The sequence below is a fragment of the Pseudomonas sp. IT-P12 genome (genome assembly GCF_949767465.1).
In the GTDB taxonomy this organism is placed as follows: domain Bacteria; phylum Pseudomonadota; class Gammaproteobacteria; order Pseudomonadales; family Pseudomonadaceae; genus Aquipseudomonas.
Genome location: NZ_CATKPY010000026.1, coordinates 119,639 through 144,044 on the forward strand (window position 1 = coordinate 119,639; position 24,406 = coordinate 144,044).

17 protein-coding genes and 2 pseudogenes are annotated in these 24,406 nt (G+C 62.9%); 10 read left to right on the top strand and 9 right to left on the bottom strand.

Annotated elements, in window-relative coordinates; genetic code table 11:
• Positions 1-19: 19 nt before the first annotated feature.
• The 8 genes and pseudogenes from ACM6IM_RS25805 to ACM6IM_RS25840 form a co-directional block, all read right to left on the bottom strand.
• On the bottom strand, positions 20-1,030 hold the full coding sequence (locus ACM6IM_RS25805) for a chemotaxis response regulator protein-glutamate methylesterase (RefSeq protein WP_201195350.1): 1,011 nt from the start codon (positions 1,028-1,030) through the stop codon (positions 20-22).
• Entirely contained in the window at positions 1,027-3,348 is a 2,322-nt protein-coding gene (locus tag ACM6IM_RS25810; RefSeq protein WP_414866665.1) for a hybrid sensor histidine kinase/response regulator, read from the bottom strand. The genes ACM6IM_RS25805 and ACM6IM_RS25810 overlap by 4 nt, the downstream gene beginning before the upstream one ends.
• Positions 3,345-4,028 carry a chemotaxis protein CheW gene (locus tag ACM6IM_RS25815; RefSeq protein ID WP_192302565.1) on the bottom strand — a complete coding sequence of 228 codons (684 nt, stop codon included), beginning with the start codon at positions 4,026-4,028 and terminating at the stop codon, positions 3,345-3,347. Before ACM6IM_RS25815 ends, ACM6IM_RS25810 begins: the two co-directional genes overlap by 4 nt.
• Positions 4,025-5,293, bottom strand: a complete 1,269-nt coding sequence (locus ACM6IM_RS25820; RefSeq protein WP_414866666.1) for a CheR family methyltransferase — start codon at positions 5,291-5,293, stop codon at positions 4,025-4,027. The genes ACM6IM_RS25815 and ACM6IM_RS25820 overlap by 4 nt, the downstream gene beginning before the upstream one ends.
• Positions 5,290-5,826, bottom strand: coding sequence for a chemotaxis protein CheW (locus ACM6IM_RS25825; protein ID WP_414866667.1), 537 nt, complete (start codon positions 5,824-5,826; stop codon positions 5,290-5,292). The genes ACM6IM_RS25820 and ACM6IM_RS25825 overlap by 4 nt, the downstream gene beginning before the upstream one ends.
• Positions 5,826-7,001 (bottom strand): annotated as a pseudogene (locus ACM6IM_RS25830) (methyl-accepting chemotaxis protein); the annotation flags it as partial. The gene ACM6IM_RS25825 and the pseudogene ACM6IM_RS25830, both read right to left, overlap by 1 nt.
• Positions 6,981-7,505, bottom strand: a pseudogene (locus ACM6IM_RS25835) (MCP four helix bundle domain-containing protein); the annotation flags it as partial. The pseudogenes ACM6IM_RS25835 and ACM6IM_RS25830, both read right to left, overlap by 21 nt.
• A 190-nt stretch (positions 7,506-7,695) precedes the next feature.
• A complete protein-coding gene (locus tag ACM6IM_RS25840; RefSeq protein WP_414866668.1) occupies positions 7,696-8,418 on the bottom strand; it encodes a tellurite resistance TerB family protein in 723 nt (240 codons plus the stop codon).
• Between the two features lie 178 nt (positions 8,419-8,596).
• Between ACM6IM_RS25840 and ACM6IM_RS25845 the strand changes: the two genes are divergently transcribed.
• The 8 genes from ACM6IM_RS25845 to ACM6IM_RS25880 all read left to right on the top strand — a co-directional run bounded on the left by ACM6IM_RS25845 (position 8,597) and on the right by ACM6IM_RS25880 (position 18,630).
• Positions 8,597-9,511 (top strand): LysR family transcriptional regulator, encoded by a 915-nt coding sequence (locus tag ACM6IM_RS25845; RefSeq protein WP_192302570.1) that lies wholly within the window; start codon positions 8,597-8,599, stop codon positions 9,509-9,511.
• 99 nt (positions 9,512-9,610) lie between these two features.
• Positions 9,611-11,098: a gamma-aminobutyraldehyde dehydrogenase gene (locus ACM6IM_RS25850; RefSeq protein ID WP_192302571.1), complete on the top strand. Its 1,488-nt coding sequence runs from the start codon at positions 9,611-9,613 to the stop codon at positions 11,096-11,098.
• A 91-nt stretch (positions 11,099-11,189) separates the two neighbouring features.
• Positions 11,190-12,341, top strand: a complete 1,152-nt coding sequence (gene ydcS / locus ACM6IM_RS25855) for a putative ABC transporter substrate-binding protein YdcS (protein ID WP_192302572.1) — start codon at positions 11,190-11,192, stop codon at positions 12,339-12,341.
• A gap of 192 nt (positions 12,342-12,533) precedes the next feature.
• Positions 12,534-13,568 carry an ABC transporter ATP-binding protein gene (locus ACM6IM_RS25860; protein WP_414866669.1) on the top strand — a complete coding sequence of 345 codons (1,035 nt, stop codon included), beginning with the start codon at positions 12,534-12,536 and terminating at the stop codon, positions 13,566-13,568.
• A gap of 1 nt (position 13,569) precedes the next feature.
• Complete coding sequence (locus ACM6IM_RS25865) at positions 13,570-14,517, top strand: ABC transporter permease (RefSeq protein ID WP_192302574.1); 948 nt, start codon at positions 13,570-13,572, stop codon at positions 14,515-14,517.
• Positions 14,507-15,316, top strand: a complete 810-nt coding sequence (locus ACM6IM_RS25870; RefSeq protein ID WP_192302575.1) for an ABC transporter permease — start codon at positions 14,507-14,509, stop codon at positions 15,314-15,316. Before ACM6IM_RS25865 ends, ACM6IM_RS25870 begins: the two co-directional genes overlap by 11 nt.
• A 172-nt stretch (positions 15,317-15,488) precedes the next feature.
• Positions 15,489-16,913 (top strand): gamma-aminobutyraldehyde dehydrogenase, encoded by a 1,425-nt coding sequence (locus ACM6IM_RS25875; RefSeq protein ID WP_414866670.1) that lies wholly within the window; start codon positions 15,489-15,491, stop codon positions 16,911-16,913.
• Positions 16,914-17,145: 232 nt separating this feature from the next.
• Entirely contained in the window at positions 17,146-18,630 is a 1,485-nt protein-coding gene (locus ACM6IM_RS25880) for an APC family permease (protein ID WP_201195330.1), read from the top strand.
• Between the two features lie 182 nt (positions 18,631-18,812).
• Here ACM6IM_RS25880 and ACM6IM_RS25885 read toward each other — a convergent pair whose 3' ends face one another.
• Positions 18,813-18,998 carry a hypothetical protein gene (locus tag ACM6IM_RS25885; protein WP_192302578.1) on the bottom strand — a complete coding sequence of 62 codons (186 nt, stop codon included), beginning with the start codon at positions 18,996-18,998 and terminating at the stop codon, positions 18,813-18,815.
• A 414-nt stretch (positions 18,999-19,412) separates the two neighbouring features.
• On the opposite strand from ACM6IM_RS25885, the gene ACM6IM_RS25890 reads away from it, so the two are divergent.
• Positions 19,413-21,038: a glucan biosynthesis protein D gene (locus tag ACM6IM_RS25890; RefSeq protein WP_414866671.1), complete on the top strand. Its 1,626-nt coding sequence runs from the start codon at positions 19,413-19,415 to the stop codon at positions 21,036-21,038.
• A 246-nt stretch (positions 21,039-21,284) separates the two neighbouring features.
• On the top strand, positions 21,285-24,404 hold the full coding sequence (locus ACM6IM_RS25895; RefSeq protein WP_414866766.1) for a transglycosylase domain-containing protein: 3,120 nt from the start codon (positions 21,285-21,287) through the stop codon (positions 24,402-24,404).
• The last annotated feature ends 2 nt before the right edge of the window (positions 24,405-24,406 follow it).

Genomic DNA, 24,406 nt, shown 5'->3' on the forward strand with positions numbered 1-24,406 from the left:
GAATTGCAGCGAAACCTAGTCATTTGGCAAAAATCTCCAGCAATCGTGGCGCTATCTTGTCCAAAGCGCGAATCTCTGTGGCGGCATCGATAGCCGCAGCCGCTTTGGGCATGCCATACACCGCGCTGCTTTGTTGGTCCTGAGCGATGGTCAGGTAACCCTGTTGACGCATGAGTTTAAGCCCCTGGGCGCCATCGCGCCCCATACCGGTCAATAAAACCCCGACGGCGTCGCCATTCCAGTAACTGGCCACGCTCTCGAAAAAAACATCGATCGACGGTCGATAGATCTCGTTGACCGGCTCGGCGGTGTACGCCAGCGTGCCGTTTTTCAACAAGCGGATGTGATGGTTGGTGCCTGCCAGCAGCACCGTGCCGGGCTGGGGCGGCTCGCCTTCGCAGGCCAGGCGCACGTTCAGGCCGCTGGCGCTGGCCAGCCATTCGGCCATGCCGGCGGCGAACACCTGATCCACGTGCTGGACGAGCACGATGGCCACCGGAAAATTCCGCGGCAAGCCCTTGAGCAGCACTTCCAGGGCCGCCGGCCCGCCCGCCGAGGAGCCGATGGCAATCAGGCGCTGGCGCGGGGCACTGCTGCGCAACGGGCTCGGTGCCTGCCGCTCGCGGTTGCCGCGATCGCCAATCAGCCAGCCGATGTTCATGATCTTGCGCAGCAACGGTGCGGCCGCGTCCTGGGGATTGCCGGCGCCGAGCGCGGGGGTGTCCACCACATCCAGGGCGCCATGGCCCATGGCTTCGAACACCCGGTGCACGTTCTGCTGGCGATCGACGGTGACAATCACGATGGCGCACGGCGTCTCGGCCATGATGCGCCGGGTCGCCTCGACACCGTCCATCACCGGCATGATCAGGTCCATCAGAATCAGGTCCGGGGTATTTTCCGCGCAACGCTGCACCGCTTCGGCACCGTTGGCCGCCACCCAGACCACTTCATGCCCGGGCTCGAACGCCAGGGCACGGCGCAGCGCCTCAACCGCCATGGGCATATCGTTGACGATTGCGATCCTCATGCCCTTGCTCCTCCGATGAGCTCAACCACTGCGTCGAGCAGGGCATCGTCATGAAAACTGGCTTTGGCTAGATAATAGTCGGCTCCAGCATCCAGTCCACGACGTCGATCTTCCTCTCGATCCTTGTAGGACACCACCATGACCGGCAGCGATTGCAATCGATTGTCCCGGCGCAGCAAAGACACCAGCTCGATGCCGTCCATGCGCGGCATGTCGATGTCGGTGATCAACAGGTCGAAGGCTTCCGAGCGCAGGGCGTTCCAGCCATCCATCCCATCTACCGCCACGGCCACGTCGTAGCCGCGATTGATCAGCAACTTGCGCTGCAGCTCGCGCACCGTCAGCGAGTCGTCGACCACCAGGATTCGCTTGCGCGCCGCCTCGACCGCCTGGCTGCCTTGACGGGCAATACGCTCCAGGCGCCCGGTATTGAGCAGCTTGTCCACCGAACGCAGCATGTCTTCGACATCGACGATCAGCACCACCGAACCGTCGTCGAGCAGGGCGCCGGCGGAAATGTCCTGCACCTTGCCCAGCCGCTCATCCAGGGGCAGGACCACCAGGGTGCGCTCGCCGATGAAACGCTCGACCGCCACGCCATAGACCGCATCGCGCTCGCGGATCACCACGACCTTGAGCGTCTGCTGGCTGTGCTGGCTCGCCGGACGCTGGAGCAACTGGCTGGCCGCCACCAGACCGACATGCCGGCCTTCATGCCAGAAATGCTGGCGCCCCTCGACCTGCACGATGTCCGAAGGCTCCAGGTCGCACATGCGCTCGATGTGGGCCAGCGGAAACGCGTAGGCCTCGTCGCCGACTTCCACCACCAGGCTGCGCACCACCGACAGCGTCAGCGGCACTTCAAGGTGGAAGCGGCTGCCCTCGCCCGCCGTCTGCTCCAGCACCACCGCGCCTCGCAACTGGCGGACCATGTGCTGGACCGCGTCCAGGCCGACGCCGCGCCCGGACACTTCGGTCACCTTGTCCCGCAGGCTGAAGCCCGGCAGGAACAGGAACGTCAGCAACTCTTCTTCGCTCAGTTGCGCCGCAGTGTCGGCCGGCGACAATTGACGTTCGATGACGTTGCGACGAACCTTTTCCAGGTCGACGCCGTGACCGTCATCGCTCAGTTCCAGCACCAGCAACCCGGCCTGATGGGTCGCGCGCAGACGGATCAGGCCTTCTTCCGGCTTGCCTGCCAACCGCCGTTGTTCCGGGGTTTCGATGCCGTGATCGACGGCGTTGCGCAGCAGGTGCGTCAGCGGCGCCTCGAGCTTTTCCAGCACGTCGCGGTCGACCTGGGTTTTCTCGCCTTCGATCTCCAGCCGCACTTGCTTGCCAAGACTGCGACCGAGGTCGCGGACCATGCGCGCCTGACCGCTCAACACATCGGCGAACGGACGCATGCGGCAGGCCAGCGCCGTGTCGTACAACACTTGTGCCCGTTGACTGGCTTGCCAGGCGAACTCGTCCAGCTCGGCATTTTTCTCCACCAGCAACTGCTGGGACTCAGCCAACAGGCGGCGGGCATCCTCAAGCGCTTCTCGGGCCTCCAGGCTCAGGTCCTGGTCCTTGAGGTGGATATTGAGGTTATCCAGCGCCCGCAGGCCGTTGTTCTGTATGCGCTTGACGCGCTGCATGGTCGCCAGATGCGGTTTGAGACGCAGGGTTTCCACCAGGGATTTACTCGACAGGTCGAGCAGGCTGTTCAGGCGCTCGGCCGTGACCCGCAGGACCCGCTCACCGTTTTCAGTGGTGCGCTTGCTTTTACGCGGTGCGGGAACGGGCTCGGTCGGCGTGGCGCTGACCGGCTCGACCTCCGGCACGACCGGCACGACCGGCTCGACCGGCTCGACCGGTTCGACGACGGGCGTCTGCGGTTCGGCCATGGGCGGCACAGCCGGCGTGCCGAGGGGCGCGAAGGCGGCCAGCGGGTCGAGCAACCGCGCCATCAGCGCCACATACCCGTCGATATCGGCGGGCGTCGGGGCATGGTTAGGCGTGGCGATGCGCATCAGCAAATCGGTGCCTTGCAACAGTGCGTCAATGTGTTCGGGGCGCAGGTACAGGCGACCTTCCTGTGCGCTGACCAGGCAATCTTCCATCACGTGGGCAACGCTGACCCCCGCATCGACGCCGACGATGCGGGCCGCCCCCTTGAGCGAGTGGGCAGCGCGCATGCACGACTCAAGCTGATCGGCCTGGGTCGGATCGCGCTCGAGCGCCAGCAGGCCGGCGCTCAGCACCTGGGTCTGGGCTTCGGCTTCCAGGCCGAACAGTTCCAGCAACGAGGCGTCGCGCATCTGCTCGGGGGTCATGTCAGGCTCCGGGTCACGGCGGACAGCAGCTGTTCTTCATCCAGCCATCGCAGGCTGCGACCTTTGTACTGCAACACGCCACGGGTGTACCTGGCATTGGCGTGAGCCTCTGAACGGGACGCGGCTTCGAGGGTGCGTTCGTCGATGGCATGGATGCCGTCGACTTCGTCCACCGGCACCACCACCGGCCCGCCGTGGGCGGCGATGATCAGCATGCGCGGCATCACGCGCGCGCCGCTTGCCACGCTGCTCGTGCCATCCAGCCCCAGCAACTCGACCAGCGACAGGCACGCCACCAATGCACCGCGCACGTTCGCCACGCCGAGCAAGGCCCGTGAGCGCTGGTGCGGCAGTGAATGAATGGCCTGCAACGGTGCCACTTCCACCAGGCTGCGCGTGGCCAGCCCCAGCCACTCTTCGCCGAGCCGGAACATCAGCAGCGAGCGGGTCCTGACTTCGCTTTCGACCAGGGTACTGACGTGTCCGCGATCTTCCTGCTGTAACGCGTAGCGGTCCAGCAGGCGCGTGGCCGCCGCCGAATACACCGCACAGTTGCGGCAGTGAATGTGTTCGATCAGCAGCGGGCAGGACTTGTCGCCATGGATACCGATACGGTTCCAGCAGTCGTCAATGGCCTGGGCGTCGTCATGGGTCAGGCTAAAGCCGTCGGTGGCATTCATCGTTTGCGCTCACTGTCTACGCGCTCGCTGCGGGCGGCACGGGCCTGCAATCGTCGGGCACCGGCAGTGTCGCCCTGGGATTGCAACAAGGCGGCCAGGTGCATCAAGGCGTCGGGATGCTGCGGGTCGAGGTACAAGGCCTTGCGATAAAACCCCTGGGCTTCGAGGGCACTGCCAGCGACATCGCTGAGCAGCCCCAGCCAGTAGAACACCTGCGCCACCGGTTCATGGTTGCGCAAATATTGTTCGCACACCGCTCGGGCCTCGGCACCTTTGCCTTCGTTGGCCAGGTTGGCGATGCTGGCCAACAGCGCCGCCGCCTCCGTATTGACGGCTTTACCCGTCACCGGCAGCGGCGTCGGGATAGCGAAGGGCCGGTTGCGCACGGGCGGTGGCGCCACATTGCGCAGCGGTTGACGCACCGGCAGCGGGGTCGGCGCGAAAGCCGGCGCCGGTTCAGGCGCGGGGGCCGCCTGGCGACTGAATGCAAACGACTGCGGGATGCCGATCGAGCGCATGCCGAATCGTCCGAGCAGGCTGCCCTCTGCCGGACCGATGAACAGCACGCCGTCGACGTGGGTCAGGCGCTTGAGCACTTCGAACACTTGCTGCTGGGTGGGTTGATCGAAATAGATCAGCAGGTTGCGACAGAAAACGAAGTCATAGGGCGCTTCGTTGGCCAGCAACGCCGGATCCAGCAGATTGCCGACCTGCAAATGCACTTGCTCCAGCACCCGCGTCTCGAGGCGATAGCTGTCGCCGTCAGCGACAAAATGCCGTTCGCGAAACGTCAGGTCCTGGCCGCGAAACGAGTTCCTGCCGTACCGCGCGCACCTGGCTTTTTCCACTGACAGCGGGCTGACGTCCATGCCTTGGACCTTGAATTGATGGGGTTTGAGTCCGGCGTCCAACAAGGCCATGGCAATGGAGTACGGCTCTTCGCCGGTCGAGCACGGCAGGCTGAGAATGCGCAGTGCACGCAGGTTGTTGAGTTCGTCCAGCCGCCTGATCGCCAGCCTGGCCAGGGTGGCAAAGGATTCCGGGTAACGGAAGAACCAGGTCTCGGGCACGATCACCGCTTCGATCAGCGCTTGCTGCTCCTCCCGCGACCCCTGCAGGGTCTGCCAATACTCATCGGCGGTCTGCGAACGCGACGCGCTGCTGCGCTGGCGCACCGCGCGCTCGATGATCGCCGGGCCCACCGACGTCACGTCGAGGCCGATGCGCTCCTTGAGAAAATCGAAAAACCGTTGGTCGTTGTTCATGCCGGCTCCTCCAGCAGCGCCGGATCCAGTGGCGGCGACGGGAACAACAGTGCGCGAACCCGCGCATCCAGCAGATCGGCGACACGCACCCACTGCAACAAACCTTGCGCATCTTCACGCACGGGCCCGAGGTACGGCGACTGGCGGTTATCGAGGCCATAGGGCTGGAAATCCGTGGGGTCGCAACGCAAGGTGTCGGTGGCCTGCTCCAGGATCAGACCGAGCCGTTGCGCTTCGCTGCGCTCGTCCGGTCGGTAATTGACCAGCACCAGCCGGGTGCTGGTGCGCGCCTGCGCCGCGACACCGAAGGCCAATGCACTGAGGTCGATGACCGGCACCACCGCGCCACGGTAGGCGAACACCCCGGCCACCCAGGCCGGCACCTGTGGAATCGGCTTCAAGGGCAGGCGTGGCAGCACTTCGGCGACGTCGGTCGCACGCAGGGCGTAACGTTCGCTGCCGATGCGAAACACCAGGAACAACGCCTGCGCCGCCGGTTTCACAGCGCTGCGTCTGGCCGTGAGTTCGCTCATCAGACTTTGAATCGCGAAACGCCGCTGCGCAGCCCGACGGCCACCTGGCTCAGTTCGTCGATGGCAAAGCTGGCCTGGCGCAAGGATTCGACGGTCTGGCTGCTGGCATCCCCCAACTGCACCAATGCATGGTTGATCTGCTCGGCGCCGGTGGCCTGGGCCTGCATGCCCTCATTGACCATCAGCACCCGCGGCGCCAGCGCCTGCACCTGATGAATGATCTGCGACAGTTGCTCGCCGACCTGCTGCACCTCGAACATGCCACGGCGCACTTCCTCGGAGAACTTGTCCATGCCCATGACCCCGGCCGAGACCGCCGACTGGATCTCGCGCACCATCTGCTCGATATCGTAGGTGGCCACGGCCGTCTGGTCCGCCAGGCGACGGACCTCGGTGGCGACCACGGCAAACCCCCGGCCGTATTCCCCGGCCTTTTCCGCCTCGATGGCCGCGTTCAACGACAGCAGGTTGGTCTGGTCGGCCACCTTGACGATGGTCACGACCACCTGATTGATGTTGCCGGCCTTCTCGTTGAGGATCGCCAGCTTGGCGTTGACCAGATCCGCAGCCCCCATCACCGAATGCATGGTTTCTTCCATGCGCGCCAGGCCCTGCTGCCCGGAGCCGGCGGCCACCGAGGCCTGGTCGGCAGCGGTAGAAACCTCGGTCATGGTGCGCACCAGGTCGCGGGAGGTGGCGGCGATTTCCCGGGACGTCGCCCCGATTTCCGTGGTCGTGGCCGCCGTTTCCGTGGCAGTGGCCTGCTGTTGCTTGGAGGTGGCGGCAATCTCGGTCACCGAGGTGGTGACCTGCACCGAAGAGCGCTGGGCCTGGGACACCAGTGACGTGAGTTCGACCATCATGTCGTTGAAGCCGGTTTCCACCGCACCGAACTCGTCCTTGCGCTCCAGGTTCAAGCGGCCGCTGAGATCGCCAGTGCGCATGACTTCAAGAATCTGCACGATGCGGTTCATCGGCGCCATGATCGCGCGCATCAGCAACAGGCCACACAGAGCGGCAGCCAGCACGGCCACCAACAGTGAGATGCCCATGACGATTTTCGCCGAGACCACGGCGTTGTCGATGATCTCGATATCCTTGTCGGCCACCGCCTTGTTCTGGCGCAGGATGTCATTGAGTTTCATGCGACCGGCGGTCCACGCCGGCGTCAGTTGCTCGTTGAACAACGCGATGGCTTGCGCCTCCTGACTGCGCTTGTGCAAATCGAGCACGGCGCCGAGTATCTCGACGTATTCGGCATGGAGTTTTTCGAAAGCCGCGTATTCGACCTTGTCTTCTTCCGTCGTGACAGTGGCGCGATAGTCGGCCATGGCTGCCTGAACACGCGCTTCATAGCCCTTGAAGTCGGCGACATCTTCGCCACTGATGCCCTGCCCCTCTTTCAGGCCCAGCATTTCCTGAATCCGCAGATAACTGTCGACCCAGGCGCCACGGATCGTCGAACTGTAATAGACCCCGGGAAGCGCGTCTTCACGGACGCTGGCTTCGCTGTCTTCGATCTTCAGCAGCCGCGAATACGAGACGACCACCATCAGCAGCATGATGGCGATGATTACCGCAAAGCTCGCCAAGATGCGTTGGCGCAACGTCCAGTTCTTCACAGTCAGTCCTCGGGGCCGTTTCAAATGCGGGGAGTATAGCCGAGGGCGGTGTGTCATTTATAAGACAGTTGCGCAGCACTTCTCATCCTGGCGCAAAGGAACATGGATCTGCCTTGGATGATGCGCAGTGGGTGATGACGCCTTCGCGGGCAAGCCCGCTCGCACAAGGGGGATGTGGAGTGGGCATAGGTAGTGGCCATTCCCGAAAACCGAGGTGGGAGCGAGCCCGCTCCCACAGTGGATAGCGTTACACGGAGGCCTGGCGCACCTGTTTCTCCAGCTCGGCCTTCAGGCCCGGCGCCAGGTTCAACTGGCGGGCGAGTTCCTCCAGGTAGGATTTCTCCATGAAGCTCTCCTCGTCCACCATCATCACGCTGGCGATGTACATCTCGGCGGCCATTTCCGGGGTGCTGGCGGTGCGCGCCACGTCGGCAGGGTCCAGTGGCTTGTTCAGTTCGGCGTGCAGCCAGTGTTGCAGCTCCCGGTCGTTGTCGAGCCGGGTGAACTCGCCCTCGATCAGCGTGCGTTCGCGCTCATCGACATGCCCGTCGGCCTTTGCGGCCGCCACCAGCGCGGTGAGAATCGCCTGGCTGTGCTGCTCGGCCTGGGCCGCCGGCAGACGGTCCACGGTTTGCGGCTCACGACCCGGCGCTGCCCCCTGCTGCGCCTGCCAGTTGCCGTAGGCCTTGTAGGCAATCACGCCCAACGCCGCGAGGCCACCATAAAGGGCCACTTTGCCGCCGACCTTGCGCACCTTCTTGTTGCCCATCAACAGGCCCATGGCACCCGCCGCCAGCGCGCCACCACCGGCGCCCGACAACAGACCGCCCAGGCCGCTTGAACCGCCGCTGCCGCCGAGCAGCCCGCCCAATGCACCACCGGGGCCCTTGTTCTGTGTGCCACCGGCCTTGTTCTGCAGCAGGTCCTGGCCGGACTTGAGCAACTGATCGAGCAATCCACGGGTATTCATGTCTGTCGTCTCCATCAAGGACTTTTCAAGGCCACCAGCCTAGATCGAAACGCGGCGGCGACGGCCGACGAGAGTGCTTCCGGATGTTGCCCAGATCTGTCGACGTCACCCAAGCCATTCGATTAAAAAGATATACACTCCAGTGAATCGATAAAAACCGCCCACCGGGTGCCTGCTCATGATGACCCTGCGTCAGATTCGTCATTTTATCGCCGTGGCCGAGACCGGCTCGATCTCCGCCGCCGCACAGACCGCTTTCATTTCCCAGTCGACATTGACCCTGGCCATCCAGCAACTGGAGCAGGAGATCGGCGTCAGTCTGTTCAATCGTCACGCCAAGGGCATGACCCTCACGCACCAGGGGCATCAGTTCCTGCGCCAGGCACACCTGATCCTGGCGACGGTGGATAACGCCAAGCGCAGCCTGCAGCAAAGCACCGATCAGGTGGCCGGGCAGTTGATCATCGGCGTGACCAGTCTGGTTGCCGGTTACTACCTCGCCGACCTGCTCACCCGCTTCCAGCGCGCCTACCCGAATGTGGAAATCCGCGTGATGGAGGATGAGCGCCCCTACATCGAGCATTTGCTGGTCAGCGGCGAAATCGACGTCGGCGTGTTGATCCTGTCCAACCTCGAGGACCGCCATGCCCTGCAGACCGAAGTCCTGACCCACTCGCCCCATCGCCTGTGGCTGCCGGCGCAGCATCCGCTGCTGGAGCACGACAGCATCAACCTCGCCGACGTGGCCCGCGAACCCCTGATTCAACTGAACGTCGACGAAATGGACCGCAACGCCCAGCGCATGTGGTCGGCGGCGTCGCTGCAACCGCGCATCACCCTGAAGACCGCTTCGACCGAAGCGGTGCGTAGCCTGGTGGCCGCCGGCCTGGGGGTTTCGATCCAGCCGGACATGACCTACCGCCCCTGGTCGCTGGAGGGCGACATCATCGAAGCCCGCCCCATCGCCGACCTGAGCCAGACCCTCGACGTCGGCCTGGCCTGGCGCCGGGGCACGGCCCGCCCGGCGCTGGTAGACCCCTTCCTGACCGTCGCCCGGGAACAACCGCACGGCGGACGCAAGCCATCTATTTAATCGAATGCCACCTTCAGTATTTAGTATTTGTCGACCTCGGGTCCGGGCACTAGTCTTGATTCATCTATAAGACGGCCGGTCCCAGTCACAGGGAGCACCATGGCCACACAAGAAAAGAGAACCCGAAAAATGGCTGGCGCGCAGACTCCGTTGTTCACCGCGTTGTTGATCGATGGCGAACTGGTCGCGGGTCAGGGTTTTGTCGAGCCGATCCTCAATCCGGCCACCGGTGAAGTGTTGACGCACATCGCCGAGGCCAGCACCGAACAAGTCGAAGCCGCGATCCTGGCCGCTCACCACGCCTTCGCCAGTTGGTCCCGAACCACGCCCCAGCAACGCTCCAACCTGCTGCTGGAAATCGCCAACGCCATCGAGAAACAAGCCGACCTGCTGGCTCGCCTGGAGTCCCTGAACTGCGGCAAGCCATTGCACCTGGCTCGACAGGACGACCTGAACGCAACGGTCGATGTGTTCCGCTTCTTCGCTGGCGCCGTGCGTTGCCAGACCGGGCAGCTCAGCGGCGAGTACGTGCCGGGCTACACCAGCATGGTGCGCCGCGATCCCATCGGCGTGGTCGCCTCCATTGCGCCCTGGAACTACCCGATCATGATGGCCGCGTGGAAAATCGCCCCGGCCCTGGCCGCTGGCAACACGCTGGTGTTCAAGCCCTCCGAGCACACGCCGTTGTCGATTCTGGCCTTGGCGCCCGCCCTGGCCGAGATCCTGCCGCGCGGGGTGATCAACATCATTTGTGGCGGTGGCGAAGGGGTGGGCAGCCACCTGGTCAGTCACCCGAAAATCCGCATGGTGTCGCTGACCGGCGACATCGTCACCGGGCAGAAAATCTTGCAGGCCGCGGCGAAAACCCTGAAGCGCACGCACCTCGAACTCGGCGGCAAGGCGCCGGTGATCGTCTGTAACGATGCCGATATTCAGGCAGTGGTCGAAGGCATACGCACCTACGGGTACTACAACGCCGGCCAGGACTGCACGGCGGCGTGCCGCCTCTATGCACAGGCCGGGATCCACGACCGGCTGGTGGCCGAACTCGGCGCGGCGGTCGGCAGCCTGCGCTTTGCCGGCAAACGTGACGCCGACAACGAAATCGGCCCGCTGATCAGTACTCGCCAGCGCGACCGGGTGGCCAGTTTCGTCGAACGCGCCCTCGGCCAACCCCACATCGAACGGGTCACCGGGGCCGCGGTGCATTCCGGTGCCGGCTTCTATTACCAGCCGACCCTGTTGGCCGGCTGCAAGCAGAGCGATGAAATCGTCCAGCGGGAGGTGTTCGGCCCGGTGGTGACCGTGACCCGTTTCGAAGGGCTCGAGCAAGCGGTGGACTGGGCCAACGATTCGGAATACGGCCTGGCGTCCTCGGTCTGGACCCAGAACCTGGACAAGGCAATGCAGGTCGCGGCGCGCCTGCAGTACGGCTGCACCTGGATCAACAGCCATTTCATGCTGGTCAGCGAAATGCCCCACGGCGGCCTGAAACGCTCGGGCTACGGCAAGGACCTGTCCAGCGATTCGCTTCAGGACTACAGCGTGGTGCGGCACATCATGGCCCGCCACGGACAGCATTTATAAAAAGCGCACTACGCTGACAATTAGCCGTAAAGGCATTGGCTTCACCACGTTCAACACTGCCCCGACCATAATTAAAGAAGAGGGAAACCCAATGTTCGTGCACAAGACCGCACTGCTCAGTGCAATCACTACCGCGCTGCTGGCCAGCGCCAGCGTCCAGGCTGCCGAGCCGCTGAAGTCCGTCGGCGCTGGCGAAGGCCAGCTGGATATCGTGGCGTGGCCCGGTTACATCGAACGGGGCGAAAGCGACAAGGCCTATGACTGGGTGAGCGGTTTCGAGAAAGAAACCGGCTGCAAGGTCAACGTGAAGACTGCCGCCACCTCCGATGAAATGGTCAGCCTGATGGCCAAGGGCGGCTACGACCTGGTCACGGCATCCGGGGACGCTTCCCTGCGCCTGATCGTCGGCAAGCGTGTGCAACCGATCAACACCGCGTTGATCCCGAACTGGAAGAACCTCGACCCACGCCTCAACGATGCGCCATGGTACGTGGTCAACAAGCAGACCTACGGCACCCCGTACCAGTGGGGCCCGAACGTGCTGATGTACAACACCAACGTGTTCAAGACCGCGCCGGATAGCTGGGGCGTGCTGTTCAATGCGCAAAACCTGCCGGACGGCAAGCCGAACAAGGGTCGCGTACAAGCCTATGACGGCCCGATCTATATCGCCGATGCAGCGCTGTACCTGAAAACCGCCAAACCGGAACTGGGCATCCAGAGCCCTTACGAACTGACCGAAGCGCAGTACAAGGCCGTGCTCGACTTGTTGCGCGCCCAGCAGCCGCTGATCCACCGCTACTGGCACGACACCACCGTGCAAATGAGCGACTTCAAGAACGAAGGCGTGGTCGCTTCCGGCGCCTGGCCGTATCAGGTCAACGGCCTGGTGAACGAGAAGCAGCCGATCGCGTCGACCATTCCGAAAGAAGGCGCCACCGGTTGGGCCGACACCACCATGCTGCATACCGAGGCCAAGCACCCGAACTGTGCCTACAAGTGGATGGACTGGTCGCTGCAACCGAAGGTCCAGGGTGACGTGGCAGCCTGGTTCGGTTCGTTGCCGGCGGTCCCGGCGGCGTGCAAGGAGAGCGAACTGCTCGGCGCCGAGGGCTGCAAAACCAACGGTTTCGATCAATTCGACAAGATTGCCTTCTGGAAAACCCCGCAGGCTGAAGGCGGCAAGTTCGTGCCGTACAGCCGCTGGACCCAGGACTACATCGCGATCATGGGCGGCCGTTAATCCGTCCTCCCGTGTGGGAGCGAGCCTGCTCGCGATGTGGGCATCACAGTCAACATCATTGCTGACTGACACACCGCCATCGCGAGCAGGCTCGCTCCCACAAATGTGTTCGGCGGGCAGATAACCGTTTTGTTTTTCAGAAGTCCAGGCAGGGCCGCTGCGACGGCCTCCGCCTTTTTGGAGCACCGCACCATGACGCTTGCAGTCCAATTCACCAACGTTTCCCGTCTGTTCGGCGAAGTGAAAGCCGTAGACCGGGTTTCCATCGACATCCAGGACGGCGAGTTCTTTTCCATGCTGGGCCCTTCGGGCTCGGGCAAAACCACCTGTTTGCGCCTGATCGCCGGTTTCGAACAACCGAGCGCCGGCTCCATCCGGATTCACGGCGAAGAAGCCGCCGGGCTCCCGCCGTACGAGCGTGACGTCAACACCGTGTTTCAGGACTACGCCCTGTTCCCGCACATGAACGTGCTCGACAACGTGGCCTACGGCCTGAAAGTCAAAGGCGTCGGCAAAAGCGAACGCCTCGCCCGCGCTGAAGAAGCCCTCGACATGGTCGCCCTCGGCGGCTACGGCGGGCGCAAACCGGTGCAGCTGTCTGGCGGTCAACGCCAACGCGTGGCCCTGGCCCGCGCGCTGGTCAATCGCCCTCGGGTGCTGCTGCTCGACGAGCCGCTCGGCGCACTCGACCTGAAGCTGCGCGAGCAAATGCAAAGCGAGCTGAAGAAACTGCAACGCCAGCTCGGCATCACCTTCATTTTCGTCACCCACGACCAGACCGAGGCGCTGTCGATGTCCGACCGGGTCGCCGTGTTCAACAAAGGTCGCATCGAGCAAGTGGACACCCCGCGCAACCTCTACATGAAACCGGCGACCACCTTTGTCGCGGAATTCGTCGGCACCTCCAACGTGATCCGCGGCGATCTGGCGAAGCAGCTCAGCGGCAACCCGCAACCGTTTTCGATTCGCCCGGAACACGTGCGCTTTGCCGAAGGCCCGCTGGCCAGCCATGAAATCGAAGTCAGCGGCCTGCTCCACGACATCCAGTACCAGGGCAGCGCCACCCGCTATGAACTGAAGCTGGAAAACGGCCAGACCCTGAACATCAGTCAGGCCAACAATCAGTGGCTGGACGTCAGCGCCCAGCACCAGACCGGGCAACGCCTCAGCGCCCGCTGGGCACGGGAAGCGATGATCGCGCTGCACGACACCGCAGGCGGGGTGTGACATGAACAGCGTGGCAATCACCCCGACCCCGGTCAGCGGCTCGCCGTTGCGCAGGTTCTCCAACCTGCTGTACCGGCGCCCGAACTTTTACCTGTCGCTGTTGCTGGTGCCCCCGCTGCTGTGGTTTGGCGCGATCTACCTGGGTTCGCTGCTGGTGCTGTTGTGGCAAGGCTTCTATACCTTCGACGACTTCACCATGGCGGTCACCCCTGACCTGACCCTGGCCAACCTTGCCGCACTGTTCCAGCCGTCGAACTTCGACATCATCCTGCGCACCCTGAGCATGGCCATCGTGGTGTCGATCGCCAGCGCCATCGTCGCGTTCCCGATCGCCTACTACATGGCGCGCTACACAACCGGCAAGACCAAGGCGTTTTTCTACATCGCAGTGATGATGCCGATGTGGGCCAGCTACATCGTCAAGGCCTACGCCTGGACGCTGCTGCTGGCCAAGGGCGGCGTGGCGCAGTGGTTCGTCCAGCACCTGGGGCTGGAGCCGCTGCTGCAGTTCGTGCTGGGCATTCCGGGCGTGGGCGGCAGCACCCTGTCGACCTCCCACCTGGGACGTTTCATGGTGTTCGTCTACATCTGGCTGCCGTTCATGATCCTGCCGATCCAGGCGTCGCTGGAACGCTTGCCGCCGTCGCTGCTGCAAGCCTCCGCCGACCTCGGGGCCAAGCCGCGCCAGACCTTCATGCAGGTGATTCTGCCGCTGTCGATCCCGGGCATCGCCGCCGGTTCGATCTTTACCTTTTCCCTGACCCTGGGCGACTTCATCGTGCCGCAACTGGTGGGACCGCCCGGCTATTTCGTCGGCAGCATGGTGTACGCCCAACAAGGCGCGATCGGCAACATGCCCATGGCCGCCGCATTCACCCTGGTGCCGATCGTGCTGATCGCCATCTACCTGACCATCGTCAAACGACTGGGGGCCTTCGATGCACTCTGAACGAGCTTCCCTGGGTCTGCGCATCGCCGCCTGGGGCGGGTTGGTGTTCCTGCACTTCCCGATCCTGATCATCTTCCTCTACGCCTTCAACACCGAAGACGCGGCGTTCAGCTTTCCACCCAAGGGCTTCACCCTGAAGTGGATCAGCATTGCGTTCTCCCGTCCGGACGTGCTGGAGGCGATCAAGCTGTCGCTGCAGATCGCCGCCATCGCCACCCTGATTGCCATGGTCCTCGGCACCCTCGCGTCCGCCGCGTTGTACCGCCGGGACTTCTTCGGCAAGCAAGGCATCTCGCTGATGCTGATCCTGCCGATTGCGCTGCCGGGGATCATCACCGGGATCGCGCTGCTGGCGACCTTCAAATCGTTGGGGATCGAGCCGGGGATGTTCACCATCATCGTCGGCCACGCGACCTTCTGCGTGGTGATCGTCTACAACAACGTCATCGCCCGGCTGCGCCGTACCTCGCACAGCCTGATCGAGGCTTCGATGGACCTGGGCGCCGACGGCTGGCAGACCTTCCGCTACATCATGCTGCCCAATCTCGGCTCGGCCCTGCTGGCGGGCGGCATGTTGGCGTTCGCGCTGTCGTTCGACGAAATCATCGTCACCACCTTCACCGCCGGCCATGAACGCACCCTGCCGCTGTGGCTGCTCAACCAGCTCAGCCGCCCCCGGGACGTACCGGTGACCAACGTCGTGGCGATGCTGGTGATGATCGTGACCATGCTGCCGATTCTCGGCGCCTATTACCTGACCCGTGGCGGCGAGAGTGTCGCGGGCAGTGGCGGGAAGTAACTCGATTTCAACTGGAGGAACCGGATCCAGATGTGGGAGCGGGCTTGCTCGCGAATGCAGTGTGTCAGCCAACAGTGATGCTGAATGTTTAACCGCATTCGCGAGCAAGCCCGCTCCCACAGGGGGGTAGGTGTTACTTCAGGAAAACAAAAATTGTGAAGAGGACAATGCCATGCAAACCCAACTCCTGATCAACGGCCAGCTCGTCAACGGCGAAGGCCCCGCCCAACCGGTGTTCAACCCGGCGCTGGGCCGCGTGCTGGTGGAAATCAACGAAGCCAGCGAAGCCCAGGTGGACGCCGCCGTGCGCGCCGCCGATGCGGCGTTCGACAGCTGGTCACAAACCCCGCCGAAAGACCGTTCGCTGCTGCTGCTCAAACTCGCCGATGCCATCGAAGCCCACGGCGAGGAACTGGCCAAGCTGGAATCGGACAACTGCGGCAAGCCCTATAGCGCAGCACTGAACGACGAGATCCCGGCCATTGCCGATGTGTTTCGCTTCTTTGCCGGCGCCTGCCGTTGCATGAGCGGTTCGGCCGGTGGCGAATACCTGCCCGGCCACACCTCGATGATCCGTCGCGACCCGGTGGGTGTGATCGCTTCTATCGCACCGTGGAACTACCCGCTGATGATGGTCGCCTGGAAAATCGCCCCGGCCCTGGCCGCCGGTAATACCGTGGTGCTCAAGCCGTCGGAACAAACCCCGCTGACCGCGCTGCGCCTGGCGCAATTGGCGTCGGAAATTTTCCCGGCCGGCGTGCTCAACCTGGTGTTCGGTCGCGGCCCCACCGTGGGCCACCCACTGGTGACCCACCCGAAAGTGCGCATGGTGTCGCTGACCGGCTCCATTGCCACCGGTTCGAACATCATTTCCAGCACCGCCGACAGCGTCAAACGGATGCACATGGAACTGGGCGGCAAGGCGCCGGTGATCATCTTCGACGACGCCGACATCGACGCCGCCGTGGAAGGCATTCGCACCTTCGGCTTCTACAACGCCGGCCAGGACTGCACCGCCGCGTGCCGCATCTATGCGCAGGCCGGCATCTACGAAAAGTTCGTCGAGAAGCTCGGCGCGGCCGTCAGCAGCATCAAGTACGGCGTGCAGGATGACCCCTCCACCGAACTGGGCCCGCTGATCACCGCGCAACACCGCGACCGCGTGGCCGGGTTTGTCGAACGCGCCGTGGCACAGTCGCACATTCGCCTGGTCACCGGCGGCAAAGCCGTGGAAGGCAATGGTTTCTTCTTCGAACCCACCGTGCTGGCGGATGCGCAGCAGGACGACGAAATCGTGCGTCGCGAGGTGTTCGGGCCGGTGGTGTCGGTGACGAAATTCAACGATGAAGCGCAGGTGCTGGCCTGGGCCAACGATTCGGACTACGGCCTGGCCTCGTCGGTGTGGACCGCCGATGTCGGCCGCGCCCATCGCCTGTCTGCCCGTTTGCAGTACGGCTGCACCTGGGTCAACACCCACTTCATGCTGGTCAGCGAAATGCCCCATGGCGGTCAGAAACTGTCCGGGTACGGCAAGGACATGTCGATGTACGGGTTGGAGGATTACACCGTCGTTCGCCATGTGATGTTCAAGCACTGATGCATCGAAGCTTCGCGAGCAAGCCCGCTCCCACAGGGCGATACCTTTCAAAGGGGGGAGCGGACTTGCTCGCGTCGAAGTCACCTCGGTTTCAAGGTAGAAACCGGCATTAGGCATCACCGGGTTTCAAGGCCACACCCACAACAATAACCACCGATCCCGGCGGCGCCCTCTCGGCCCCGCCACGGGTTCGGCCATCCGAAATCTGCCGATTTTCCGGAGCTGACACACCATGAGCGTACTCCCCGAACTCCCCACAGCAGCGGTCGACAGCGATGCCGAGCAACTGCGCCAGCTGGGTTACACCTCCAACTTCAATCGCAGCATGAGCCTGTGGGAAAACTTCGCCCTGGGCTTCACCTATCTCTCCCCGGTCGTCGGGGTCTATACCCTCTTCGGCCTGTGCCTGGCCGCCGGCGGGCCACCGATGTTCTGGGCCTACCTGCTGGTCGGTTGCGGCCAGTTGCTGGTGTGCCTGATCTTCGGTGAAGTGGTTTCGCAGTTCCCGATTTCCGGCGGTGTGTACCCTTGGGCCCGCCGTCTGGTCGGCAAGCGCTGGGCGTGGATGGTCGGCTGGATCTACTCCATCGCCCTGTGCGTGACCATCGCCGCCGTCGCCGTGGGTGCCGGACCTTACCTCGCCGCGATGCTGGGCTTTGAACCGAGCAACAACACCAACATCGTCATCGCCCTGGTGCTGACGCTGTTCGCCACCCTGGTCAACCTCAGCGGCACCAAGACGCTGGCGCGCATCGCCATGTTCGGCTTTCTCTGCGAACTGATCGGTGCAGTGATCGTGGGGGTGTACCTGCTGATCTTCGAGCGTCATCAGCCCATCAGCGTGCTGTTCAACACCTTCGACATCAGCATCAATGGCTCGTACCTGCCGGCCTTCCTCACGGCGTCCCTGGCGGGGATGTTCCTGTACTACGGCTTCGAAGCCTGCGGTGACGTCGCCGAAGAAACCCCGAACCCGAGCAAGAAGATTCCGGTGGCCATGCGCATGACCATCTACATCGGCGGCATCGCCGCGATGTTCGCCTGCCTGGCACTGATTCTGGCCGTGCCGGACATGCAAGCGGTGATCAACGGCACCGACAAGGACCCTGTCGGCACCATTCTCAACAACGCGTTCGGACCGGTCGGCTCGAAAATGGTCATGGGCGTGGTGATGATTTCCTTCATCTCCTGTGTCATCAGCCTGCAGGCTGCGGCGAGTCGCCTGCTGTATTCCTACGCCCGTGACGAAATGGTCATCGGCAGCCGCGTACTGAAGAAAATCTCGCCCAACACCCAGGTGCCGGTTGCCGCACTGTTCGTCTCCGGCGTGCTGCCGGCGCTGATCATCATTCTCGGCTTCTTTCTCCAGGATGCGGTTGCCACCATCGTCAGCTTCGCCGCCATCGGCATCTACCTGGCCTTCCAGATGATCGTGCTCGCCGCCCTCTACGCGCGCCTCAAAGGCTGGAAACCCAGCGGTAAGTTCACCCTCGGTGCCTGGGGCTGGCTGGTCAACCTCGGCGCACTGGCCTACGGCATTGGCGCCATCATCAACATGGCCTGGCCGCGCACGCCGGATGCCGAGTGGTACGTCAACTACGCCATGGTGCTGAGCACGGCGATCGTGATCGGTCTGGGGTTGCTGTACATGTGGATTGGCAAGCCGTATGACCATGGTACGGCGCCGGCCGGGGATGCCTGGAAGGTCGGGCGGTAACGTTATTCGCCCCGTTGCCTGGAGGGCTCCGGGGCGTTCATGGCCATTCATCGCCTCCTGTCGATGGGTGCCTGGCCGTATTCAAGTCCTGCGTGTTCTGCAGCCGCGGGCGGAACGATCGCACGACGGGACATCGATATTCAGCCGCGGCACCGTCGCCGCGACTGAACGCCGTTGCTCAATCAAAACCGCGAAACACTGCGCATCGCATCCACCAGATAGCGCATGGCAATCCGGTCGTTCTCCGACAACTCGCGATAGCGCTCCACCAGCTTCAATTCCTCGGAATTCAGACGACGCCTTCGCCGCCCGATACCCAGGCAGGGGAAGATTCCCAACATTTCGGTGATGCCTTGTACTTTCGACATGGACGATGTCCTTCTCTAACGTCAAAGAAACCTGCAACTACTGCATCGCCCTTCCCTTTTTCAGCCGCCTCCTCGTGCCAACTGAATCCCACCGGCCTGAGGGCAGAAACCGGTCATGCCCATAGAATAGAAACTATCCCGGCGCTGAAAAGTGGTTTTTAGAGTAATTAGTCGAAAAAAGCAGAAATGCCCTCTAATTCAGAAGTCTCTGTGGGAAACGTTAACCGGAAATGTCTTGTTTCATTGCTGCGCCATCGCCCTGACATCAACCATTTTTGCTCTGAAGGCGAACCGTTTAAGCTATTTGGCATCTGTTTTAAGTCCGTTGCGTTTGGCCGAAGGCATGTCCGAACCCCATTTTTGATCCAGTACCTGCCAGGAACGGCATGGGATTGCTCACGACAGGTTGTATTTATGCACCGCAGGAATTTGCTCAAAGCGTCCATGGCCATCGCTGCCTACACCGGTTTGTCTGCCTCCGGCCTGCTGGCCGCCCAGGCCTGGGCGAGTAACGGGACGGCAGATGGGGAGGCCCAGGCCTTCGACTTCGAAACGCTGAAAAGCCAGGCCAAACAGCTCGCCGGCAAGGCCTATCAGGACACCAAGCAGGTGCTGCCGCCGACACTGGCGACCATGACGCCGCAAAACTTCAACGCCATCCGCTACGACGCCAATCATTCCCTGTGGAAGGATCTGAAAGGTCAGCTGGATGTGCAGTTTTTCCATGTGGGCATGGGTTTCAAGCAGCCGGTGCGCATGTACAGCGTCGACCCGAAGACGCGTCAGGCACGCGAGGTGCACTTCCGTCCCTCGCTATTCAACTATGAAAACACCTCGGTCGACACCCAGCAGCTCAAGGGAGACCTGGGTTTTTCCGGCTTCAAGTTGTTCAAGGCGCCGGAACTGGACCGCCACGACGTGGTGTCCTTCCTCGGTGCCAGCTATTTCCGTGCGGTCGATGCCACCGGCCAGTACGGGCTGTCGGCTCGCGGCCTGGCGGTCGATACCTACGCCAAAAAACGCGAGGAATTCCCCGACTTCACCAAGTTCTGGTTCGAGACCCCGGACAGGAACAGCACCCGTTTTGTGGTCTACGCGTTGCTCGACTCGCCGAGCGCAACCGGCGCCTACCGGTTTGACATCGACTGCCAGGCCGAGCGTGTGGTGATGGAAGTCGATGCGCACGTCAACGCCCGCACCGCCATCGACCAACTGGGCATCGCCCCGATGACCAGCATGTTCAGTTGCGGCACCCACGAACGACGCATGTGCGACACCATTCACCCGCAGATCCATGACTCCGATCGCCTGGCGATGTGGCGCGGCAACGGCGAATGGATCTGCCGCCCGCTGAACAACCCCGCGACCTTGCAGTTCAATGCCTTCGCGGACACCGATCCGAAGGGTTTCGGCCTGGTGCAGACCGATCATGAGTTCGCCAGCTATCAGGACACCGTCGACTGGTACAGCCGGCGTCCGAGCCTGTGGGTCGAACCGACCACCGCGTGGGGCGAAGGCTCTATCGATTTGCTGGAGATCCCCACGACCGGCGAGACCATGGATAACATCGTCGCATTCTGGACCCCGAAAAAACCCGTCGCGGCCGGCGATTCGCTGAATTACGGCTACAAGCTGTACTGGAGCGCACTGCCGCCCGTCGGCACGCCGCTGGCACGGGTGCACGCGACCCGTTCGGGCATGGGTGGCTTCACCGAGGGCTGGGCGCCGGGCGAGCACTACCCGGAAGTCTGGGCTCGCCGCTTTGCCGTGGACTTCACCGGCGGCGGACTAGAGCGCTTGCCCGACGGCACCGGCATCGAGCCGGTGGTGACCTGCTCCAATGGCGAGGTCAAGGACTTCAGCGTGCTGGTGCTCGATGACATCAAGGGCTACCGGATCCTGTTCGATTGGTACCCGACCAACGACCGTGTCGACCCGGTGGAGTTGCGCCTGTTTATCCGTACCAACGATCGGACGCTGAGCGAAACCTGGCTGTATCAATACTTCCCACCGGCGCCGGACAAGCGTAAATACACCTGACAGGGGCAGACTCACTCCCACACGGGCAACGCTGGCCGTGTGGGAGCGAGCCTGCTCGCGATGGTCGTCAACGATAACGCGACAAGCCTGATGCCAAGCGGTGCCCTCCCTTTCATCGCAAGCAGGCTCGCTCCCACCAGGGGCAGGGCCGCTTTCTGCGCTACACCCACAATTTCTTCGTCTTCGCCAACCACCGACTAAGCTTCAGACAAGTCCGATCAATCTGCGTGAATGGATCAGTCGACTATGGGCGCGTTGTGGCAAACCGACTCGAGTAAAAATGTGGTTCCGACTGAACGTGTGGATGAAGCGCCTTTACCTGAAAAAACCCGTCGCAGCCGTGTCAGACATGGCTGGAAGGCGTTTTTCCTGCTGCTGCTGATTATCCTGGTCGCGTTGGGGTTGGCAGCCGTCAGGGAAATGCGCACGTCGAAGTTTCAATCCCGGGAAGCCAGCAAAATCGCCGCGACCCTGACCTATGAACTGCAACCGGGCCCCAGCGACGCCATTCGCTACCCCGGCGCCGGGCCTTTCGACATGCGGTTGGGCTACAGCTCGCTAGGGGAATTCCTGCCCCGGTTGATCAAGCGTGACTACGTCATCGCGGCCCAGACCCGCTTTTCCCAGGCGTTGATGGACTACAGCGACAAGGGCCTTTTCGTGCCCTATCAGGAAAAAATCCAGGCCGGGTTGTTGATCACCGACTGCCGGGCGGCTCCGTTGTATCAGTACAAGTACCCACAGCAGCTCTATGCGAGCTTTGACGCCATCCCACCCGTGGTGGTCAACAGCCTGCTGTTCATCGAAAACCGTTTCCTGCTCGACCCTGACCTGCCCAGGGCCAACCCTGCCGTGGACTGGCCGCGATTCGGCATGGCCGCGTGGTCGCAAGTGGCCAAATGGCTGCACATGCCTGGCCAGTCGGCGGGCGGCAGTACCCTGGCGACCCAGCTCGAGAAGTATCGGCATTCGCCCGATGGGCTGACGGTATCGGGCGGGGAGAAAATCCGGCAAATGATTTCCGCCAGCATTCGCGCCTATCAGGCCGGCCCGGAAACGCTCGAGGCGCGTAAAAACGTGGTGCGTGACTACCTCAACAGCGTGCCACTGTCGGCCGTCCCTGGCCACGGCGAGGTGCATGGCATGGCCGAAGGGTTGCGGGTCTGGTACGGCACCGACTTCAACCAGGCGAACGAACGGCTGTTCAGCGCCGATACGGATCCCAAGACCCTGGCGGAAAAGGGCCTGGCCTTGCGCGAAATGCTGTCGTTGATGATCGCCCAGCGCCGCCCCTCCCACTACCTGACCAAGGGACGTGACGAACTGGCCAACCTCACCGACAGCCATATCCGCCTGCTGGCGCTGAACAACGTCATCGATGCACCGTTTGCCGCCGCCGCGCTGGCCGCCAAGGTGACCTACCGCGACTGGCTGACCCAGCCGACGATTCAGCCGATCGAAACCAACAAGGGCATCAGCGTGGCGCGCAGTCGCCTGGGCGGGTTGCTCAATCGACCGCTGTACGACCTCGATCGCCTCGATCTCTCGGCCACCAGCACCCTGCAGGGCGATCTCCAGGCTCAGACCACCGAGTACCTCAAGCACCTTTCCGACCCCGCCTTCGCCGCGCAGATCGGCCTGATCGGCGAACGCCTGCTCACCCCCACCAGCACCACTCAGGTGCGCTACAGCTTCACCCTGTTCGAGCTGACCCCGGACGGCTCACGTGTGCGAATCCAGACCGACAGCACCGACCAGCCCTTCGACATCAACGAAGGCAGCAAGCTGGAACTGGGCTCCACCGCCAAGATGCGCGTGCTCACCACCTACCTGCAAATCATCGCCGAGCTGCACGACAAATACGCCGGCATGAGCATCGCGGACCTGAAGAAAGTCGACGTTCCGGATCAGGACCGCCTGAGCCGCTGGGCCGTCGACTACCTGATCCAGAACAAGGACCGCAACCTGCCCGCCATGCTCGGCGCAGCGCTGGACCGCAAGTATTCCGCCAGCCCCGGCGAAGCTTTTTTCACCGGTGGCGGGTTGCACTCCTTCGTCAACTTTCGCAAGGAAGACAACGGCCGCAACCCGACCCTGCGAGATGCCCTGCGCGAGTCGATCAACCTGCCCTTCATTCGCCTGATGCGCGATGTGGTGCGCTACACCACCTACTCCGGCCCCAGCAGCAGCGCCGAGTTGCTCGGTGACGACCGCGACCCCCGGCGCCAGGAATACCTGGCCTCGTTCGCCGACCGCGAGGGCACGTCGTTCCTGCTGCGGTTCTGGAAAAAGTACAAGAACAAGGACACTCAGGAACGCCTCGAAACCTTCCTCGATGGCATGCGGCCAACGCCGATTCGCATGGCGGCGGTGCATCGCTACCTGTTGCCCCAGGCCAGCCAGGAAAGTTTCAACAGCTTCGTGCGTTCGCACCTCAGCGGCGCCAAGCTCACCGAAAAACTGACCGACGAACGCCTGCAACGGCTTTACGAAAACTACAGCCCCGGCCTCTACGACCTGCCGGATCAGGGCTTCATCGCCAAGGTCCACCCGTTGGACCTGTGGCTGATGGGCTATCTGCTGAACCACCCGGATGCCAAGTGGAGCGAGGTGGTCAAGGCCAGTCAGTTCGAGCGCCAGGAAGTCTACAGCTGGCTGTTCAAGAGCCGGCACAAGGGCGCGCGGGACAGCCGCATCCGCACCATGCTGGAGATCGAGGCGTTCCTCGACATCCATCAGCGCTGGCAGAAAGTCGGCTATCCGTTCGATCACCTGGTGCCGTCACTGGCCACCGCCATTGGCAGTTCCGGTGACCGACCGGCCGCGCTGGCCGAGCTGATCGGCACCATCCTCAACGACGGTGTGCGCATGCCGACGCTGCGCATCGACAGCCTGCACTTTGCGGCGAATACCCCCTATGAAACCAAGCTGATCAACGACCCGGACGTGGGCAAACGGGTGATGCCATCGGAAGTCGCCACCGCCATGCGCGAAGCCTTGTCACAAGTGGTGGACGCCGGTACGGCCAAGCGGGTGTCCGGCAGTTTCGTCACCCCTGACGGCAAATCACTGGCGATGGGCGGCAAAACCGGAACCGGGGATAACCGCATCGAATCGTTCGGGTCGGGAGGACGCATCATCAGTTCGAAATCCGTCAACCGTACGGCGACCTTCGTGTTCTATATCGGTGATCACCATTTCGGCACCCTGACCGCTTTCGTACCGGGACGATCGGCCGAAAACTTCAAGTTCACCTCGGCACTGCCCGTGCAGGTGCTCAAGGGCATGGCACCGATTCTCACCCCTTACCTGCAACCCGGAAGCAGCACCCAGTGCCTTCCCGTTGAAGTGGCGCGACGCGAATGAGC

Bases quoted from the DNA above. Each gene is read 5' to 3' on its own strand.
- ACM6IM_RS25805 (WP_201195350.1), bottom strand. From the start codon at position 1,030: ATGAGGATCGCAATCGTCAACGATATGCCCATGGCGGTTGAGGCGCTG.
- ACM6IM_RS25810 (WP_414866665.1), bottom strand. From the start codon at position 3,348: ATGACCCCCGAGCAGATGCGCGACGCCTCGTTGCTGGAACTGTTCGGC.
- ACM6IM_RS25815 (WP_192302565.1), bottom strand. From the start codon at position 4,028: ATGAATGCCACCGACGGCTTTAGCCTGACCCATGACGACGCCCAGGCC.
- ACM6IM_RS25820 (WP_414866666.1), bottom strand. From the start codon at position 5,293: ATGAACAACGACCAACGGTTTTTCGATTTTCTCAAGGAGCGCATCGGC.
- ACM6IM_RS25825 (WP_414866667.1), bottom strand. From the start codon at position 5,826: ATGAGCGAACTCACGGCCAGACGCAGCGCTGTGAAACCGGCGGCGCAG.
- ACM6IM_RS25840 (WP_414866668.1), bottom strand. From the start codon at position 8,418: ATGAATACCCGTGGATTGCTCGATCAGTTGCTCAAGTCCGGCCAGGAC.
- ACM6IM_RS25845 (WP_192302570.1), top strand. From the start codon at position 8,597: ATGATGACCCTGCGTCAGATTCGTCATTTTATCGCCGTGGCCGAGACC.
- ACM6IM_RS25850 (WP_192302571.1), top strand. From the start codon at position 9,611: ATGGCCACACAAGAAAAGAGAACCCGAAAAATGGCTGGCGCGCAGACT.
- ydcS (WP_192302572.1), top strand. From the start codon at position 11,190: ATGTTCGTGCACAAGACCGCACTGCTCAGTGCAATCACTACCGCGCTG.
- ACM6IM_RS25860 (WP_414866669.1), top strand. From the start codon at position 12,534: ATGACGCTTGCAGTCCAATTCACCAACGTTTCCCGTCTGTTCGGCGAA.
- ACM6IM_RS25865 (WP_192302574.1), top strand. From the start codon at position 13,570: ATGAACAGCGTGGCAATCACCCCGACCCCGGTCAGCGGCTCGCCGTTG.
- ACM6IM_RS25870 (WP_192302575.1), top strand. From the start codon at position 14,507: ATGCACTCTGAACGAGCTTCCCTGGGTCTGCGCATCGCCGCCTGGGGC.
- ACM6IM_RS25875 (WP_414866670.1), top strand. From the start codon at position 15,489: ATGCAAACCCAACTCCTGATCAACGGCCAGCTCGTCAACGGCGAAGGC.
- ACM6IM_RS25880 (WP_201195330.1), top strand. From the start codon at position 17,146: ATGAGCGTACTCCCCGAACTCCCCACAGCAGCGGTCGACAGCGATGCC.
- ACM6IM_RS25885 (WP_192302578.1), bottom strand. From the start codon at position 18,998: ATGTCGAAAGTACAAGGCATCACCGAAATGTTGGGAATCTTCCCCTGC.
- ACM6IM_RS25890 (WP_414866671.1), top strand. From the start codon at position 19,413: ATGCACCGCAGGAATTTGCTCAAAGCGTCCATGGCCATCGCTGCCTAC.
- ACM6IM_RS25895 (WP_414866766.1), top strand. From the start codon at position 21,285: ATGGGCGCGTTGTGGCAAACCGACTCGAGTAAAAATGTGGTTCCGACT.